The sequence below is a fragment of the Pseudomonas sp. FJ2-5-13 genome, assembly GCF_029201605.1.
GTDB lineage: Bacteria > Pseudomonadota > Gammaproteobacteria > Pseudomonadales > Pseudomonadaceae > Aquipseudomonas > Aquipseudomonas lactis.
In genome coordinates, this window is record NZ_CP104045.1 from 634,695 (window position 1) to 653,734 (window position 19,040).

At 61.0% G+C, this 19,040-nt stretch carries 15 protein-coding genes and 1 pseudogene; 13 read left to right on the forward strand and 3 right to left on the reverse strand.

The features are described 5' to 3' along the window. Positions 1–11: 11 nt before the first annotated feature. The 12 genes and pseudogenes from rpsR (at position 12) to N2A98_RS02785 (ending at position 15,576) form a co-directional block, all read left to right on the forward strand. Entirely contained in the window at positions 12–242 is a 231-nt protein-coding gene (gene rpsR, locus N2A98_RS02730; RefSeq protein ID WP_002551829.1) for a 30S ribosomal protein S18, read from the forward strand. A gap of 36 nt (positions 243–278) precedes the next feature. Next, the gene (locus N2A98_RS02735) at positions 279–1,172 is read left to right on the forward strand and encodes a hypothetical protein (protein WP_032893827.1); all 894 of its coding nucleotides are present in this window, start codon (positions 279–281) and stop codon (positions 1,170–1,172) included. An 18-nt stretch (positions 1,173–1,190) separates the two neighbouring features. Then, the gene (rplI, locus tag N2A98_RS02740) at positions 1,191–1,637 is read left to right on the forward strand and encodes a 50S ribosomal protein L9 (protein WP_003171376.1); all 447 of its coding nucleotides are present in this window, start codon (positions 1,191–1,193) and stop codon (positions 1,635–1,637) included. A gap of 110 nt (positions 1,638–1,747) precedes the next feature. Continuing rightward, entirely contained in the window at positions 1,748–3,145 is a 1,398-nt protein-coding gene (dnaB, locus tag N2A98_RS02745; RefSeq protein WP_003188079.1) for a replicative DNA helicase, read from the forward strand. Positions 3,146–3,329: 184 nt separating this feature from the next. Beyond that, positions 3,330–5,633: a YgiQ family radical SAM protein gene (locus tag N2A98_RS02750; protein ID WP_003188080.1), complete on the forward strand. Its 2,304-nt coding sequence runs from the start codon at positions 3,330–3,332 to the stop codon at positions 5,631–5,633. Between the two features lie 202 nt (positions 5,634–5,835). Further along, the gene (locus N2A98_RS02755; RefSeq protein ID WP_275622995.1) at positions 5,836–6,768 is read left to right on the forward strand and encodes an NAD synthetase; all 933 of its coding nucleotides are present in this window, start codon (positions 5,836–5,838) and stop codon (positions 6,766–6,768) included. Beyond that, the gene (locus N2A98_RS02760; RefSeq protein WP_044271008.1) at positions 6,765–7,214 is read left to right on the forward strand and encodes a hypothetical protein; all 450 of its coding nucleotides are present in this window, start codon (positions 6,765–6,767) and stop codon (positions 7,212–7,214) included. Before N2A98_RS02755 ends, N2A98_RS02760 begins: the two co-directional genes overlap by 4 nt. Positions 7,215–7,791: 577 nt before the next feature. Further along, positions 7,792–8,127: pseudogene (locus tag N2A98_RS02765) on the forward strand (NAD synthetase); the annotation flags it as partial. Beyond that, complete coding sequence (locus N2A98_RS02770) at positions 8,124–8,573, forward strand: hypothetical protein (protein WP_275622996.1); 450 nt, start codon at positions 8,124–8,126, stop codon at positions 8,571–8,573. The pseudogene N2A98_RS02765 and the gene N2A98_RS02770, both read left to right, overlap by 4 nt. Before the next feature lie 187 nt (positions 8,574–8,760). Further along, a complete protein-coding gene (locus N2A98_RS02775; protein ID WP_078467380.1) occupies positions 8,761–12,051 on the forward strand; it encodes a transglutaminase family protein in 3,291 nt (1,096 codons plus the stop codon). A gap of 148 nt (positions 12,052–12,199) precedes the next feature. Continuing rightward, the gene (locus tag N2A98_RS02780) at positions 12,200–14,686 is read left to right on the forward strand and encodes a circularly permuted type 2 ATP-grasp protein (RefSeq protein WP_275622997.1); all 2,487 of its coding nucleotides are present in this window, start codon (positions 12,200–12,202) and stop codon (positions 14,684–14,686) included. After that, complete coding sequence (locus tag N2A98_RS02785; protein ID WP_032893813.1) at positions 14,686–15,576, forward strand: transglutaminase family protein; 891 nt, start codon at positions 14,686–14,688, stop codon at positions 15,574–15,576. The genes N2A98_RS02780 and N2A98_RS02785 overlap by 1 nt, the downstream gene beginning before the upstream one ends. 127 nt (positions 15,577–15,703) lie before the next feature. Here N2A98_RS02785 and N2A98_RS02790 read toward each other — a convergent pair whose 3' ends face one another. Continuing rightward, positions 15,704–15,889: a hypothetical protein gene (locus N2A98_RS02790; RefSeq protein ID WP_044271020.1), complete on the reverse strand. Its 186-nt coding sequence runs from the start codon at positions 15,887–15,889 to the stop codon at positions 15,704–15,706. 333 nt (positions 15,890–16,222) lie between these two features. Between N2A98_RS02790 and azu the strand changes: the two genes are divergently transcribed. Further along, entirely contained in the window at positions 16,223–16,669 is a 447-nt protein-coding gene (azu, locus tag N2A98_RS02795) for an azurin (RefSeq protein ID WP_003188091.1), read from the forward strand. 136 nt (positions 16,670–16,805) lie between these two features. On the opposite strand, the gene nadE is transcribed toward azu, so the two are convergent. After that, positions 16,806–17,633, reverse strand: coding sequence for an ammonia-dependent NAD(+) synthetase (gene nadE, locus N2A98_RS02800; RefSeq protein ID WP_032893809.1), 828 nt, complete (start codon positions 17,631–17,633; stop codon positions 16,806–16,808). A gap of 3 nt (positions 17,634–17,636) precedes the next feature. Beyond that, a complete protein-coding gene (gene pncB, locus N2A98_RS02805) occupies positions 17,637–18,851 on the reverse strand; it encodes a nicotinate phosphoribosyltransferase (RefSeq protein WP_003188094.1) in 1,215 nt (404 codons plus the stop codon). Between the last annotated feature and the right edge of the window lie 189 nt (positions 18,852–19,040).

Below are 19,040 nucleotides of genomic sequence, written 5' to 3' on the forward strand. Positions count from 1 at the left end.
GAGCCTATCAAATGGCACGTTTCTTCCGTCGTCGTAAATTCTGCCGTTTCACCGCTGAAGACGTGAAAGAGATCGATTACAAAGATCTCAACACTCTGAAAGCTTACGTATCCGAGACCGGCAAAATCGTTCCAAGCCGTATCACCGGTACCAAAGCACGTTATCAGCGTCAGCTGGCCACCGCTATCAAGCGCGCCCGCTTCCTGGCCCTGCTGGCCTACACCGACAGCCACGGCCGCTGAGACCGGGCAGTCGACAAGTAGTAAGGGATTGAATGCATGCGCGCCTTAGCTGAGTTCATCATGCGCGGTCGCGTGCAGGCCACTCTGGTAGTGGCTGGATGTGCGGCATTGCCGTTGCTTTATTGGTTGGGTGCTGCCGCAGGTTGCCTTGTGCTGCTGCGGCGCGGTTTGAAGGACGCCCTTGGCGTTCTTGCCCTGGGTTTGTTGCCGGCCTTGATCTGGTGGCTGCAAATGGGTGATCCACGGGTACTTCTGGTACTGCTGGGGTCATCGAGCCTTGCGTTGGTTTTGCGCGCAAGTGAGTCCTGGGTCCGTACGCTGCTGGTCAGCGTGGCATTGGGGTTGGTGTACTCAGTGATGCTTGGCGCGGCTTTCCGCCCGCAAATCGAGGCGCTGGCGCAGGAGATCGTCAAGATCCTGCCGTTGGCCCTCGGGGATCTCTACCAGCAGTTGTCGGTAGATGAGCGAGCGCGGTTTGCGTCACTGATTGCTCCGGTTCTGACCGGCCTGATTGCGGCTTTGTTGCAGGTCGTCAGCGTGCTGAGCCTGATTCTTGGGCGTTATTGGCAGGCGTTGTTGTACAACCCGGGTGGTTTTGGTCGCGAGTTTCGCAGTATCAGAATCCCAGCGGGGCCGGCGATGTTGCTGCTGGCGTGCATGGTTGTCGGGCCGAACTTCGGCCCACAGATGGCCTTGCTGGCGCCGATTTGCAGCGTACCGCTGGTGTTTGCCGGGCTGGCCCTGATTCATGGGCTTGCTGCGCAAAAGCGACTGGCCAAGTTTTGGCTGGTGGGGTTGTACGTCACGCTGGTGCTGTTCATGCAGCTGATCTATCCGTTACTCGTGGTCTTGGCCATTGTTGACAGCCTGATTGATTTTCGCGGTCGTCTGGCGTCGAAAGACGCCGATAACGCGAACGGTGAAGGTTAAAAGTTAGAGGATTTTCACATGCAACTGATCCTTCTGGAAAAAGTCGCCAACCTGGGCAACCTGGGCGACAAAGTGAACGTTAAGGCCGGCTACGGTCGTAACTACCTGCTGCCATACGGCAAAGCCACCGCTGCAACCGCTGCCAACCTGGCTGCGTTTGAAGAGCGTCGTGCTGAGCTGGAAAAAGCCGCAGCAGACAAAAAAGCGTCGGCCGAAACTCGCGCTGCCCAACTGGCTGAGCTGGAAGTGACTATCACTGCCACCGCTGGTGACGAAGGCAAGCTGTTCGGTTCGATCGGCACCCACGACATCGCTGATGCACTGACCGCCTCCGGCGTTGAAGTGCAGAAGAGCGAAGTTCGTCTGCCGAACGGCACCATCCGCAACGTAGGCGAATTCGACGTAGCCGTGCACCTGCACGCTGAAGTTGAAGCCACCGTACGCGTTGTCGTGGTAGCAGCTTAAGTCGCACCTAACTGACTGGCACCTCGCGTGTCAGCCGGTTAACATCGGGCACGATCCTGTTTACAGGTCGTGCCTTTTGTTTTTCTACACACCCCAAATTCCAAGTGGCCATGAACGAAATCTCCGCTCCTGAGCAATACGATCTGCAAACCGCTGCCCTGAAGGTGCCGCCGCATTCCATCGAGGCCGAACAGGCCGTGCTCGGTGGTTTGATGCTGGACAACAACGCCTGGGAACGCGTGCTGGATCAAGTCTCGGACGGTGATTTCTATCGCCATGACCACCGCTTGATCTTCCGCGCCATCGCCAAGCTGGCCGACCAGAACTCGCCGATCGACGTGGTCACCCTGGCCGAGCAGTTGGACAAGGAAGGCCAGACCTCCCAAGTCGGCGGCCTGGGCTACCTCGGTGAGCTGGCAAAAAATACGCCGTCCGTCGCCAACATCAAGGCCTACGCCCAGATCGTCCGCGAGCGCGCCACGTTGCGCCAGTTGATCGGCATCAGCACCGAAATCGCCGACAGCGCCTTCAACCCCGAAGGCCGCACTGCCGCCGAGATCCTTGACGAAGCCGAGCGCCAGATCTTCCAGATCGCCGAGGCCCGCCCGAAAACCGGCGGGCCGGTCAGCGTCAACGACCTGCTGACCAAGGCCATCGACCGCATCGACACCTTGTTCAACACCGATGCCGCGATTACCGGGATTTCCACCGGTTACACCGACCTCGACGAAAAGACCAGCGGCCTGCAGCCGTCCGACTTGATCATCGTCGCCGGCCGTCCGTCCATGGGTAAGACCACCTTCGCGATGAACCTGGTGGAAAACGCCGTGTTGCGCAGCGACAAGGCGGTGCTGGTGTACTCCCTCGAGATGCCAGGCGAATCGCTGATCATGCGTATGCTTTCGTCCCTGGGCCGTATCGACCAGACCAAGGTGCGTTCCGGTCAGTTGGAAGACGACGACTGGCCGCGCCTGACCTCGGCGGTCAACCTGCTCAACGACCGCAAGCTGTTCATCGATGACACCGCCGGTATCAGCCCTTCCGAAATGCGCGCACGCACCCGGCGCCTGGTGCGTGAGCATGGCGACATCGCCCTGATCATGATCGACTACCTGCAGTTGATGCAGATTCCCGGTTCCAGCGGCGACAACCGTACCAACGAGATTTCTGAAATCTCCCGTTCCTTGAAAGCCCTGGCCAAGGAATTCAACTGCCCGGTGGTGGCGCTGTCCCAGCTCAACCGTTCCCTGGAACAACGTCCCAACAAGCGCCCGGTGAACTCCGACTTGCGGGAATCCGGAGCGATCGAGCAGGACGCCGACGTGATCATGTTCGTGTACCGCGACGAGGTGTACCACCCCGAGACGGAGCACAAAGGCATTGCCGAAATCATCATCGGCAAGCAGCGGAACGGCCCGATCGGGTTTATCCGGTTGGCGTTCATCGGCAAGTACACGCGTTTCGAGAACCTGGCGCCGGGCAGCTACAACTTCGACGACGACGAGTAGTTTCAAGCACCTGTAAGGGCCCCATCGCAGGCAAGCCAGCTCCCACCTTTGGAATGCATTCCCCTGTGGGAGCTGGCTTGCCTGCGATGGGGTCACCACAATTCCGACTACTGCCGTCGGAATTGGTCAAATTTTGTGCTATATTCCGCGCCCGCGATTTTTCATCTTCACACCGGTCACCGTCATGCAAACAGCCAAGCCGTTATTTGACTATCCCAAGTACTGGGCCGAATGTTTCGGTCCTGCGCCATTCCTGCCGATGAGCAGGGAGGAGATGGATCAGCTTGGCTGGGATTCGTGCGACATCATCATCGTCACCGGTGATGCCTATGTTGACCACCCCTCGTTCGGCATGGCGATCATCGGCCGGCTGCTGGAGTCCCAGGGCTTTCGCGTCGGGATCATCGCGCAACCGAACTGGCAGTCCAAAGACGACTTCATGAAGCTCGGCGAGCCGAACCTGTTCTTCGGCGTCGCGGCCGGCAACATGGACTCGATGATCAACCGCTACACCGCCGACAAGAAAATCCGCTCCGACGACGCCTACACCCCTGGCGGTATGGCCGGCAAACGCCCGGACCGTGCGAGCCTGGTGTACAGCCAGCGTTGCAAGGAAGCCTACAAGAACGTGCCGATCGTACTCGGCGGCATCGAAGCTTCCCTGCGTCGGATTGCTCACTACGACTACTGGCAAGACCGCGTGCGCAACTCGATCCTGATCGACGCCACCGCCGATATCCTGCTGTACGGCAACGCCGAGCGAGCCATCGTCGAGGTTGCCCAGCGCCTGTCGTGGGGCCACAAGATCGAAGACATCACCGATGTGCGCGGTACCGCGTTCATCCGCCGTGATACGCCAGCCGGCTGGTACGAAGTGGACTCCACGCGTATCGACCGTCCGGGCAAGATCGACAAGATCATCAACCCGTACGTGAATACCCAGGACACCCAGGCCTGCGCCATCGAGCAAGAAAAAGGCCCGGTGGATGACCCGGAAGAAGCCAAGGTTGTGCAGATCCTGGCCAGCCCGCGCATGACCCGTGACAAAACCGTGATCCGCCTGCCCTCGGTGGAAAAAGTCCGCGGCGACGCGGTGCTCTATGCCCACGCCAACCGCGTGTTGCACCTGGAAACCAACCCAGGCAACGCCCGCGCCCTGGTGCAGAAGCACGGTGAAGTGGACGTGTGGTTCAACCCGCCGCCCATTCCCATGACCACCGAAGAAATGGACTACGTGTTCGGCATGCCCTACGCCCGCGTACCGCACCCGGCGTATGGCAAGGAGAAGATCCCGGCCTACGACATGATCCGTTTCTCGGTGAACATCATGCGTGGCTGCTTCGGCGGCTGCACCTTCTGCTCGATTACCGAGCACGAAGGCCGCATCATCCAGAACCGGTCCGAAGAGTCGATCATTCGCGAAATCGAAGAGATCCGCGACAAAGTGCCGGGCTTCACTGGCGTGATCTCCGACCTCGGCGGCCCGACCGCCAACATGTACCGCATCGCCTGCAAGAGCCCGGAGATCGAATCCGCGTGCCGTAAGCCATCGTGCGTGTTCCCTGGTATCTGCCCGAACCTGAACACCGACCACTCGTCGTTGATCCAGCTGTACCGCAGTGCCCGTGCGTTGCCGGGTGTGAAGAAGATCCTGATCGCTTCTGGCCTGCGCTACGACCTGGCCGTCGAGTCGCCGGAATACGTCAAAGAGCTGGTCACCCACCACGTCGGTGGCTACCTCAAGATCGCCCCGGAACACACCGAGGAAGGTCCGCTCAACCAGATGATGAAGCCGGGCATTGGCAGCTATGACAAGTTCAAGCGCATGTTCGAGAAGTACACCAAGGAAGCGGGCAAGGAGCAGTACCTGATCCCGTACTTCATCGCTGCCCACCCCGGGACCACCGATGAAGACATGATGAACCTGGCCCTGTGGCTCAAGGGCAATGGCTTTCGCGCCGACCAGGTGCAGGCGTTCTACCCGTCGCCGATGGCCACCGCCACCGCGATGTACCACTCGGGCAAGAACCCGCTGCGCAAGGTCACCTACAAGAGCGACGCGGTGACCATCGTCAAGAGCGAGGAGCAGCGCCGCCTGCACAAGGCGTTCCTGCGTTACCACGACCCGAAGGGCTGGCCGATGCTGCGTGAAGCATTGACCCGCATGGGCCGTGCCGACCTGATCGGGTCGGGCAAGGACCAGTTGATCCCGCTGCACCAGCCGTCCACCGACAGCTACCAGAGTGCCCGGCGCAAGAACTCGACGCCGGCCGGCAGCCATAAGGTCGCCAAGGAAACCACCACCAAGATCCTCACCCAGCACACCGGCCTGCCACCCCGTGGCAGCGACGGCAGCAACCCGTGGGACAAGCGCGAACAAGCCAAGGCTGCGGCCCAGGCGCGCAACAAGCAGGCGGCCAAGGAGCGCAGTGATGCGGCCAAGGGCAAGGGCGGCAAGCCTACGCGCAAGCCGGTAGTGCCGCGTTGATCGACGCCTGAAATGCAAAACGCCAGCCACGTGCTGGCGTTTTGCTTTCTGGTCGGTGCTGAGTCTGTTTGGTAAGGTGGCGCCCATTAGATTGCTATCGCAGGCAAGCCAGCTCCCACAGGGGAATGCATTTCAAGTGTGGGAGCTGGCTTGCCTGCGATGAGGCTGGTCTGGGCACTCTCAATTTCAAGGAAGAACACTTATGGGCAACCCCTTGCTCAACATCGGCATGGACTCCAACCGCTCCCAATTCATGGCGCGCCAGCGCATTGAAAGCCAGATCAACCTGCCACGGCTGTTCGCCGTCATCGACGCCGACCCCAGCATCGTCGGTGCTGGCGTGGTGTACATCGACGCCGACTTCAACGTAATCACCCTGCGCGAATTCAAGCCCATCTGCAGTATCAAGCCCAAGCGCATCATTTTGCGCGAGGCGCAGAAGTACATCTCGCCGGCGCAGTTTGTCGAGCAGGTGAAGACCGACCCCCGTGAAGGGCGCCTCCAGAAGGAGGCTTTTGACATGGGCCTTTCCTGTGGCGCAGCGGTGATCGGCTGGATTGTGGTGTTCAGTGGCAGCGTCGCCGTCCCCTTCACCGCCGGCGCCAGTGCTTTTGTGGTGGGTATTGGCGTCACGGCCGCGCTGGCCAGCAGCGCTCAGTGCGGGTTTGGCGTGGCCCGTACCTATAACGAGATCCTTGACCCGGAGGCCAACGACCGCATGGACGACGCGCAGTGGTACGGCGCGGTGTCACCGATTCTCGATGCCGCATCGTTGGTCGGTATCGGAACGGGCGCCTTCACCACATTAAGGCTGCTCAAGGCTAAAAAGTCCGCCGCCTTGGGCAAGAGTTGGTATGAGCTGCTCAAGGGCTTGAATCGCCAGGAGCGCAAGAAGTTGACCCAGGAATTGCTCAGCCTCAAAGACCCGAGCCTGACCCCCAAGTTGCTCAAGTTGCAGCAGCGCGCCGGCACGTTGCCCAAGCGCTACAGCTCCACGGAAATCCGCCATGCCACGCTCACCCAGCTCAAGGACGCCTTGGGCGGCATGTTGGGTATTTGGGGCAGCTATCGAACCGGTCACGTCGGCTCGGCGTCGACGCTTGCCATTGGCCTATATGAGGAATTGACGGAATGAAGGGGTTTCCCGATAGGCGCAGTTTCCTTGCGCGTTATTTTCCGGTGTTCATGGGCACCATCTTCATGGCGATTTTTTCCGGCTCAGTGGCGGTCTCCACGGCGGGCGTGACCTATTTGCGCGGGGTTGAACCGGCGCTCAAGGCCAACTATTCCGGGGCTGCAATCCTGATGTTGGTAGCGGTGCTGGTGTTTGGCAATGTGATGATTGCACGCGGGTACCCCTGGGCGACCCGGCTGGTGGCGGGCTACCTGGTGTGTTGCCTGCTGTTCGTCTTGCCGATGATTCAATACGGCCTCAATACCCTGGTGTACGGCTCGGCGGTGTTGTTTCCGCTGCTGGGTTTGTTGCTGCTCAACAGCAAGCGCCATCGTGAAATGCGCCAGCGATTACTCGAAATACGTCACCTGCGTCGGGCGGCGATTGCGCAACGCAAGGCCCGTTGATTAGGTAGGTTTATTGGCGGTAGGTGGCCTGTTTGTTAGGGTGGCGCCGATCAGATTGCTATCGCAGGCAAGCCAGCTCCCACAGGGGAATGCATTTCAAGTGTGGGAGCTGGCTTGCCTGCGAAGACGGCCTGACAGTCGACACAGTCATACCGAGTACATATCCATTCCTGCGGTAACGGCCACCTAGGGTTCCGCTCTGACAGCGGCTCACTTTTGAACAGCGCAAAAGTAAGCAAAACGCTCTTGCCCCACCACTCGGCACCTCGCTTAGGCTCGGTGTGCCCGTAATCCGCCAGTGATTTGGGGGGCCGCCGCCACGCGCCATCCATGGCGCGGGGCGGCTAAACCGGCATCCCTGCCGGTTTACCCCCCAAATCCCTGTCGAATTCCGGCCAGCGTGGTTTGACGGGGCGCCTAAGATCAAAAGCAGATCAAGATCAAGAGCGACTCGCTTCGCATCGTGGTTACCGTCTGCTGTTACAACCCACAAAGTTGTGTAGATACCTATGCTGCGATGGGGCCGGTCGGGGGCACTCTCAATTTCAAGGAAGAACACTTATGGGCAGCTCCTTGTTCATCGGCATTGGCAACGGTCAAGCTGGTGCGGCTGAATAAGGCCTCTACCGGGAAAAGTGTGAGAGAGGTGCTCAGGGGCCTGAATCGACAGGAGCGCGCCAAGTTGACCAAAGAGCTGCTGAGCATCAACGACCCACGCTTGACGTCCAAGATGATCAAGTTAAAGCAGTTGTCGGGCGAGTTACCTAAGCGGTTCACTCCCACCGAGGTCAAGCATGCAACGGTCACGCAGATCAAGGACGCGTTGGGCGCAGCCATCGGTTTTACCGGTAGTGCGGTTTCAGGGAACGTGCGCACAATTGCCATAGGGCTGTATGAGGAGGCCGAACAATGAACGAGCTGCCTAGCATTCGCAGTTTTCTATCGACGTATTTCCCCGTCTTTATGGGGGCGATATTTGTCTGCATTTTCACCCTCGTGTTTGCGGTTCCGGTGTTCTTCGATAGCTATATGCCAAGCCTGTCCACGGCAGATAACGCCAAGTACTCCTTCCTGGTGGGTATCGCACTCACGCTAGTCATTGTGCACTGCAATTTCATGATCGCACGCGGGCGTCCCCAATGGATGTGGCCGCTAGTGTTGCTGTTGGGGGGATGCTTTCTGGGTGTATTGCCAACACTCAATGATCAACCGAACGGGGTGGTATATGCCTTGAGCCTGGTGTTTCCATTACTTGGGCTATTGCTGTTCAACAGCAAACGTCACCGTGAAATGCGCCAGAAACTGGTCGAAGTCCGCTGCCTGCGCCAGGCCATGATTGCCCAACACAAACACCATTGATTGGGTAGATTCACCACCTGCACTCAGCCCGGCGCTACAAATGTGTGCAGCGCCTGCACCATAGCCACAACGTTGGCGCCGTTTTGGTGCTGTACTGCACCGGGCCCGACGTTTTAGTGCAATGACTGCTGCTGTGGCATAAGTCTTGCGCGCGTTGTGCTTATGCCCTGGCTCGCAGGAGGCCGCCGTGTCGATTCATGTCGCGTTGCACCACGTTACGCATTACCGCTACGACCGTGCTGTCGAACTTGGCCCGCAGATCGTGCGGCTACGCCCGGCGGCCCATAGCCGTACGCGGATACTGTCCTACGCGCTGAAAGTGCTGCCCGAGCAGCATTTCATCAACTGGCAGCAAGACCCCCAGGGCAATTACCTGGCGCGCCTGGTGTTCCCGGAAAAGACTGACGAGTTGCGCATCGAAGTCGACCTGGTCGCCGAGATGGCGGTGTTCAATCCGTTCGATTTTTTCCTGGAGCCCTACGCCGAAAATATCCCGTTCAGCTACGCCGCCGATGAGCAGCGCGAGCTGGCGCCGTACCTGGAAACCTTGCCGCTGACGCCAAGGTTGGCTGCGTACCTGGCGGGTATCGACCGCACGCCGCTACCGGCCGTGGATTTCCTGGTCGGCCTCAACCAGCGCCTGGCCGCCGATATCGGTTACCTGATTCGCATGGAGCCGGGCGTGCAAACGCCGGAATTCACGCTGGAAAATGCGTCCGGCTCCTGCCGCGACTCGGCCTGGTTATTGGTGCAATTGCTGCGCAACCTCGGGTTGGCGGCGCGATTTGTCTCTGGCTATCTGATTCAGCTCACCGCCGACGTCAAAGCCCTCGATGGCCCGTCCGGTACCGAGGTGGACTTCACCGACCTGCACGCCTGGTGTGAAGTGTATTTGCCCGGCGCTGGCTGGATTGGCCTGGATGCCACGTCCGGGTTGTTTGCCGGTGAAGGGCATATCCCTTTGGCCTGCAGTCCCGATCCATCGTCCGCCGCGCCGATCAGTGGGTTGGTGGAGCCGTGCGAGTGCGAATTCACCCACGAGATGTCGGTGGAACGCATTTGGGAAGCGCCACGGGTGACCAAGCCCTATACCGAAGAACAATGGCTGGCGATCCAGGCTCTGGGCCGGCAGATCGATGGCGACCTGCTCAAGGACGACGTACGCCTGACCATGGGCGGCGAGCCAACCTTCGTCTCTATCGACGACCCCGACGGTGCCGAGTGGAACACCGCAGCCCTGGGCCCGGACAAGCGTCGCCTGTCGGCCGAGCTGTTCCAGCGCCTGCGCCAGCACTATGCGCCCAAGGGCCTGGTGCATTTCGGCCAAGGCAAGTGGTACCCCGGCGAGCAATTGCCGCGTTGGTCGCTCAACTGCTATTGGCGCCGCGATGGCGTGCCGATCTGGCACAACAGCGCGCTGATCGCCGATGAGCAAGAGGACTATGGCGCCGATGGGGTGATGGCCGGGCGTTTCCTGGCCAGCGTCGCCGAGCGCCTCAAACTACCGGCGCGCTTTGTGTTCCCGGCGTTCGAGGATAATTTCTACTACCTGTGGCGCGAAGGGGCACTGCCCCAGAACGTCACTGCCCAGGACCCGCGCCTGAGCGACGACCTGGAGCGTGAGCGCCTGCGCAAAGTGTTCAGCCAGGGCCTGGATAAAGTCATCGGCCAGGTGCTGCCGCTGGCACGCACGGCGGCCAATGACCGCTGGCAGAGTGGGCGTTGGTACCTGCGCGACAACCATTGCCGCCTGGTGCCGGGGGATTCGCCGCTGGGCTATCGCCTGCCACTCGCTTCGCAGCCCTGGGTGACGGCGGCGGAGTATCCGTTTGTGCATCCGACCGACCCTAACCAGGATCAGCCGGATCTGCCCACCAGCGCCCAGTTGCAAAACCATGGCGAGCCCGCGCCGGGTGATGAGCGTGTGCCCAAGGTCGACGAGTCCGCCGACTGGCTGACCCGTACCGCGCTGTGCGCCGAAGCGCGGGAAGGGCGCCTGTATCTCTTTATGCCGCCGCTGGAGCGCGTCGAGGACTACCTGGAACTGGTGACCGCCATCGAGGCCACCGCCCAAGAGCTGCATTGCCCGGTGCTGATGGAGGGTTACGAGCCGCCAGCGGATACGCGCCTGAGCAATTTCCGGGTCACGCCAGATCCCGGTGTCATCGAGGTCAACGTACAGCCGTCCGCCACCTGGGACGAGTTGGTGGAGCGCACCGAATTCCTCTACGAAGAGGCCAGGCAAACCCGCCTGACCACCGAGAAGTTCATGATTGACGGGCGCCACACCGGTACTGGTGGCGGTAACCACTTCGTGCTGGGCGGCGCGACGCCCAAGGACTCACCCTTCCTGCGCCGGCCGGACCTGCTGCGCAGCCTGATCAGCTACTGGCATAACCACCCGTCGTTGTCCTATTTGTTCTCCGGCCTGTTTATCGGCCCCACCTCCCAGGCGCCCCGGGTAGATGAGGCGCGCAACGATGCGCTGTATGAACTGGAGATCGCCTTTGCGCAGATGCCGGAGCCAGGCGAGGAGTGCCCGCCGTGGCGGGTGGACCGCTTGTTGCGCAACCTGCTGATCGACGTGACGGGCAATACCCATCGCGCCGAATTCTGTATCGACAAACTCTACTCACCCGACGGCGCCACGGGCCGCCTGGGCCTGCTGGAACTGCGCGCCTTTGAAATGCCGCCCCATGCGCGCATGAGCCTGACCCAGCAGTTGTTGCTGCGGGCGCTGGTCGCGCGGTTCTGGCGCGAGCCCTATGCGCCGCCGAAGCTGGCGCGCTGGGGCACTGAGCTGCATGACCGCTTCCTGTTGCCGCACTTTATCGAGCAGGACTTTGCCGACGTGATCGTCGAGCTGAACGCGGCCGGCTACCCGCTGCGTGCCGAATGGTTCGCGGCGCACCTGGAGTTCCGTTTCCCCAAGGTGGGCGACTACGCCGTCAGCGGTATCGAAATGGAACTGCGCCAGGCCTTGGAGCCTTGGCACGTGCTGGGCGAGGAGGGCGCTGTGGGGGGCACGGTGCGTTATGTGGATTCGTCCCTGGAGCGCCTGCAAGTGAAGTTGAGCGGGTTGCCGCCGCAACGCTACCTGCTGACCTGCAATGGCGTGCCGGTGCCACTGCAACCCACCGGCCGCGTCGGCGAGTTCGTGGCGGGCGTGCGTTACCGCGCCTGGCAACCGGCCAACTGCCTGCAACCGACCATCCCCGTGCATGCGCCGCTGGTGTTCGACCTGCTCGACACCTGGATGCAGCGTTCGTTGGGCGGCTGCCAATACCATGTGGCGCACCCGGGCGGGCGCAATTACGACAGCCTGCCGGTGAATGCCAATGAGGCTGAGAGCCGGCGCATGGCGCGGTTTTTCCGCTTGGGGCATAGCCCGGGCAAGCTGCCAGTGCCTGCTCTGGTGATTAATGACGAGTTGCCGATGACCTTGGACCTGCGACGCTTTCCCCATAAAAATGACTGAATGCGATCCAAATGTGGGAGCGGGCTTGCTCGCGAAAGCGGTGTATCAGTCGAAATATGCATAGACTGACCCGCCGCATTCGCGAGCAAGCCCGCTCCCACATTAGACTGTGGTGACTTTGACTTCCCTTGCCTCTGCCGAGCGTTCCATGTCCGACTTGCTCGACCGTTACCCGCTCACCGCGGGCACCTATCACGAACTGCTGGATGCCAGCGGCGCGGTGCGTGCCCATTGGCGACGCTTGTTCGATCACCTGCAACGCAGCACGCCCGCACAACTGGCCCAGCGCCAGGCGTTGCTGACGCGCCAGATCCAGGAAAACGGCGTGACCTACAACGTCTACGCCGACCCCAAGGGCGCCGATCGCCCCTGGGAGCTGGACCTGTTGCCCCATGTGCTGGCGGCCGAGGAGTGGCAGCAACTGTCGGCTGGCATCGCCCAGCGTGCGCGCCTGCTCAATGCGGTGTTGGCCGACCTGTATGGGCCGCAACGCCTGATCAAGGAAGGCTTGCTGCCGGCCGAATTGGTGTTCGGGCATAACAATTTTCTGTGGCCGTGCCAGGGTATCCAGCCGCCTGACGGTGCGTTCCTGCATCTGTACGCAGTCGACCTGGCGCGCACCCCGGATGGCCGCTGGTGGGTCACCGCCGACCGCACTCAAGCGCCATCGGGCGCCGGCTATGCCCTGGAAAACCGCACCATCGTGTCCCGCGCCTTCCCGGACCTGTACCGGGATATGCAGGTGCAGCACCTCACCGGTTTCTTTCGCACGTTGCAGGAAACCCTGGCGCGCCAGGCTCCGGGTGATGACCAGCCGCCACTGATCGTGTTGCTCACGCCGGGGCGTTTCAACGAGAGCTATTTCGAACACCTGTACCTGGCGCGCCAGCTCGGCTACCCCTTGGTCGAGGGCGGCGACCTCACCGTGCGCGACAGCACCGTGTTCCTGAAAACCCTCAGCGGCCTGCGCCGGGTACACGCGATCATGCGTCGCCTTGATGATGATTTCTGCGACCCGCTGGAGCTGCGCACCGACTCGGCGCTGGGCGTGCCGGGCCTGCTCGATGCCGTGCGCCAAGGCAATGTGCTGGTGGCCAATGCCTTGGGCAGCGGTGTGCTGGAGTCCCCGGGGTTGCTGGGCTTTTTGCCCAAGATCAACGAATTTTTATTCGGTGAAGCCTTGATCCTGCCGTCGATTGCCACCTGGTGGTGCGGCGAAGCGCCGGTGCTTGCCGAAGCCTTGGAAAAACTCCCGGAGCTGCTGATCAAGCCGGCATTTCCCTCACAAAGTTTCGCCCCGGTGTTTGGTCGCGACCTTGATGACGAACAGCGCCAGGCCCTGGCCGAACGCATGCGTGCGCGGCCCTATGCCTATGTCGCCCAAGAGCTGGCGCAGTTGTCTCAGGCGCCGGTCTGGCACACCGTGGATGACCACCTGCAACACCGCGCCATCGGCATGCGTGTCTACGCCGTGGCCAGTGATGACGGTTATCGGGTGCTGCCCGGCGGCCTGACCCGCGTGGCGGCCGAGGCCGATGCCGAGGTGGTGTCGATGCAGCGCGGTGGGGCGAGCAAGGATACCTGGGTGCTCGGCGAACGCGCGCCGGGTGGCGAGCAGTGGCGCGCCCAACGCACCATTGGCGCCTATGACCTGGTGCGCCGCGATCCCTATCTGCCCTCGCGCGTGGTGGAAAACCTGTTCTGGTTCGGTCGCTACTGCGAGCGCTGCGATAACAGTGCGCGCTGGCTGCGCGTCGTGCTGGCGCGGTATGTCGATGGCGATGATCCGCTGGCGCTGCAGGCCGCCGTCGAACTGGGCGAAAGCCTGCGCCTGTTGCCGGAAGAGGGCGAGCTGCCGGAGCGTCTGCTCGCGGCCTTGCTGGGTGATGACTGGCCTTCAAGTTTGCGCGCCAATTTGCAGCGCTTGCAGTGGGCGGCGTCCCAGGTGCGCGGCAAGTTGTCCCGGGAAAACTGGCAGGCCCTGGTGGAGCTGCAACGTGAAGCCATGGAGCTGGAAAGCGACACTGCGGACTTTGGCGAGCTGCTCGACTTTCTCAACCGCCTGGTGATGTCCCTGGCGGCGCTGTCCGGGTTTGCCCTGGACGACATGACTCGCGATGAAGGCTGGCGCTTCTTGATGATGGGCCGGCGCATCGAGCGTCTGCAGTTTCTGAGCAGCAGCCTTGCGGCGTTCCTGCGCGGTGTGGCGGTGTTCGATCAGGCCGGTCTGGAATGGTTGCTGGAGCTGGGCAACAGCAGCATTACCTACCGCTCGCGCTACCTGGCGGTGCCGCAGTTGATCCCGGTGCTCGACCTGCTGCTGCTCGACGAGCAGAACCCCCATGCGGTGCTGTTCCAGCTCAAGTTGGTGAGCCGCACCCTGCGCCGTCTCAATGACGATTTTGGCGTGCCCCGTGAAACCGGGCTGGCGCCGTTGGTCGAGCGCCTGGCGCATTTTGACCTGGGTTGCCTGGAGAACGGCCTGTTTGGCGAAACCAGCGTGCGTGCCGCCCTGGACGGCCTGGCCGACTTGCTGCAAGCGGTGGCCGATGAAAGCGGGCAGGTATCGGATCGCTTGGCGTTGCGCCATTTTGCCCACGTCGATGATGTCAGCCAACAAACGGTGTCGGTGTAATGAGCGCGCGCTATCAGATTTTCCACGATACCCATTACCACTACGACAGCCCGGTGTCCCTGGCCCAGCAACTGGCGCACCTGTGGCCACGGCCGTGCGCCTGGCAGAAGTGCACCTGGCAGCAGTTGGATATCAGCCCGGAACCCACCTCGCGCCGCGATGAGCTGGACGTGTTCGGCAACCCGATCACCCGGCTGGCGTTCGAACGGCCGCATGACGAATTGCTGGTGAACGCCGGGCTCACCGTGGAAGTGCTGGCGCGGCCTGTTTTGGACTTTCAGCGATCGCCGCCCTGGGACCACACCCGTGACAGCCTGACCTACAGCAGCCAGGCCTTGAGCGCCGAGCTGATCGAAGCCTGCCGCTATCGCTTCGAGTCGCCCTATGTGCATCTGAAAAAAACCTTCGTCGAGTTCTCCGAAAGCTGCTTCCCGCCCGGCGAGCCTTTACTGCTGGGCACGCAGGCATTGATGGAGAAGATTTTCAGCGAATTTACCTTCGATGCCGAAGCCACCCAGGTCGCCACACCGCTGGTGGAAGTGCTGGAGCGCCGTCGCGGCGTGTGCCAGGACTTCGCTCACCTGATGCTTGCCTGCCTGCGTTCCCGTGGCCTGGCGGCGCGCTATATCAGCGGCTACCTGCTCACCCAGCCACCGCCCGGCCAGCCACGGCTGATTGGCGCGGATGCGTCCCATGCGTGGGTTTCGGTGTTTTGCCCGGTATCAGGCTGGGTGGATTTTGACCCGACCAACAATGTGCAGCCGGCGCTGGAGCACATCACCCTGGCCTGGGGCCGGGACTTTTCCGATGTGTCGCCGTTGCGGGGGGTGATTCTGGGGGGAGGCAGCCACGACCCGGAGGTGCGGGTGACGGTGATGCCGCTGGAGTAGACGCGAGCTTGTGTGGGAGCTGGCTTGCCTGCGATGGCTGCAACTCGGTCTGGCTGATACGCCGAGTCGCCTGCATCGCGGGCAAGCCCGGCTCCCACATTAAGCCGGGTAACGCAGTTACGGTTGTTCAGGCCTGAGGCGCAGTTTCAGTTTCGTCAGTCGCTACTTCACCTTCTTCACCTTCGGCATCCGGGTTCAGCGCGCCGGCTTCTTCGTCTGCAGCGGCTTTCTTGCGTTGCAGCTTTTCCTCTTTCTTCTGTTCCTTGGCCAAGTCTCTCTGACGTTTGGCGAAGGAGTAATTAGGTTTGGCCATGGGCGATCCTCTAGGGTCGAAGGTGAGGGTGGGCGGCGCGCAGCTGCCTTGGGTCGTCATGGTAGCAGCTTCAGGGGGCCCTTTGCTTTCACTTACCGCAGGCGTAGGCAGCCAGAAGGCCGTTGAACAGGTGATTAAGGTGCATGGTATGAACTCCCGTGAGTGATGGGCGGATCATAGGCGGGGTGCGGCAGTTTGGCTGGTTGATTGTGTTGATGAAGCTGATAGCCTAAAGTTGTATACAATCTGTTGATTCAGATCATAAGAACTCAAGCCTGATTGAGGTACCCTTACCGCAATCCGCGTTTTTAAAACCCTGCCTTGGAGATTCACATGTTTGCCAAACTCGTTGCTGTTTCCCTGCTGACTCTGGCGAGCGGCCAGTTGCTTGCTGCAGAGTGCAAGGTCACTGTCGACTCCACCGATCAAATGTCTTTCAACACCAAAGAAATCACCATCGACAAGAGCTGCAAGCAGTTCACCGTCGAGCTGACTCACTCGGGCAACCTGCCAAAGAACGTGATGGGCCATAACTGGGTGCTGACCACCGAAGCCAATATGCAACCGGTGGCAACCGACGGCATGGCCGCGGGGATCGACAAGGATTACCTGAAAGCCGGTGATGAGCGCATCATTGCCCACACCAAGATCATCGGTGCTGGCGAGAAAGACTCGGTGACCTTCGACGTCTCCAAGCTGAAGGCTGATGAGAAGTACAGCTTCTTCTGCTCGTTCCCAGGCCACATCTCGATGATGAAAGGTGCTGTGGTTCTGAAGTAAGACCGCGTTATCGTTCATCGCAGGCAAGCCAGCTCCCACATTCGACCGCATTCCCATGTTGGAATACGGTCAAGTGTGGGAGCTGGCTTGCCTGCGATGGCGATCTGACAATCAATGCAAAACCATCGGTTTCACTTCAAGGCGCAAACGGCATCACCCGCTTGTGCTCAGTCTTGCGATAGGTCTCGCAGATAATCCTGAACGCTTCCTCACGCACCGGCTCCCCCTGCAGGAACGCATCGATCTCGGCATAGGTCACGCCATGTGACGCTTCGTCCGGCTTGCCCGGCGACAGGTCTTCCAAGTCGGCGGTCGGCACCTTCTCCACCAGCGATTCCGGCGCGCCAAAGTGACGGGCGATGGCCCGCACCTGATGCTTCACCAGCCCGCTCAACGGCGCCAGGTCGCAGGCCCCGTCACCGAACTTGGTGAAAAAGCCCATCACCGCTTCTGCCGCATGGTCGGTGCCGATCACCAGGCCGCCCGCCGCGCCGGCGATGGTGTACTGGGCCACCATGCGCATGCGCGCCTTGGTATTGCCCAGCACAAAGTCACGGGACGCCGCGGCCTTGCCTTCAAAGGCGGCCACTTCATTGGCCAGGGCTTTTACTGCCGGGCCGATGTTTACGGTGTGGCGTTCGTCCGGCTCGATAAAGTCCACGCAAGCCTGGGCGTCGTGTTCGTCGAACTGGGTTTCGTAGGGCAGGCGCACGGCGATAAAACGATAAGCCTCATCGCCGGTGCTGGCGCGCAACTCTTGCATCGCACGTTGGGCCAACAGGCCTGCGGTCAGGGAGTCGACACCGCCACTGATGCCGAGCACCAGGGTCTTGAGCCCGGAATTGCGCAGGCAGTCCTGGATAAAGGCCACGCGCCGGGCAACTTCGGCTTCAAGGGCGGCCTGGTCTTTGAACGGGGCTTGCACCTTGAGCTGTTGCGCAATCTCACGCTGTACGGCTTGCATGATTCACTCCTTGCTGGATAGGGCAGGTACTTTGAAAACGTGACGCAAATAGGCGACAAAATTTGGGTCGGTGCAATGGGTCTTGCCCGCTTCATCGGAGATCTTCGCGACGGGCTGGCCATTGCAGGCGGTCATTTTAAGCACGATGCTCATCGGTTCCACCCCTGGAATATCACAGGTCAGGTTAGTGCCGATGCCAAAGCTCACATTAATGCGACCACGCAACGCCCGGAATATTTCCAACGCCTTGGGCAATGTCAGACTGTCGGAGAACACCAAGGTCTTGCTCATCGGTTCGATGCCCAGCTTGTGGTAGTGAGCGATGGCTTTTTCTGCCCACTGGATCGGATCACCGGAGTCATGGCGCAGGCCGTCGAACAGCTTGGCGAAGTACAAGTCGAAGTCGCCCAGGAACGCGTCGGTGGTGATGCAATCGGTGAGGGCGATACCCAGCAGGCCCCGGTACTCGCGCACCCAGCAATCAAGGGCGGCGATCTGGCTGTCGATCAGGCGCGGGCCGAGTTGCTGGTGGGCCATGATCCACTCGTGGGCCATGGTGCCCAGCGGCTTCATATCGAACTCACGGGCCAGGTGCACATTGCTGGTGCCGACAAAACGCCCCGGGAAATCGTGCTTGAGCACGCTGACCACTTCCTCTTGTACCCGGTAGGAAAAGCGCCGGCGCGTGCCGAAGTCCGCCACTTGCAGCTCCGACAGCTCGTCGCTGCTGGCATTGGCGGTCAACCAGTCGAATTTGCGATACAGCTGCTCGCGGGCCTGCTCGAGGATCACGGTCTGGTAGCGGTAGCGGTTACGCACCTCGCTGACGATGGCCAGCATCGGCACTTCAAACAGGATCACATGCAGCCACGGCCCGCGCAGGCGGATAAACAACTCGCCGTTCTCGATGCCGGTTTGCACATACCGCAGGTTGAAGCGAAACAGCCCGAGAAAGCGTAAAAAGTCCGGCTTCATAAAGCTGATGCGTTCCAGGAACCCCAGTTGATCGGGGCTCAGGCTCAGCTCGGCGAGGCGCTCGATCTGGTAACGGATCTCCGCCAGGTAAGGGCGCAGGTCTTCACTGTTACGGCAACGAAACTCCCATTCAACTTCCACGTTCGGGTAGTTGTGCAGCACCGCCTGCATCATGGTCAGCTTGTAGAAGTCGGTGTCGAGCAGGTTCTGCACGATGCGATCGGCAAACACACTCTCGCTCATAACGGGAATCTCCAGACGGGTCGGCGATGGAGGCCGGCCTTTACGCACAATTGAGGAAGGGGGTTAGTGGCGCATAGACCTGTGGGGGATTGCCAGTGATTTTTTCAGTAAGGCCACTGGCGCCATCGCAGGCAAGCCAGCTCCCACCTTTGAAACGCATTCCAATGTGGGAGCTGGCTTGCCTGCGAT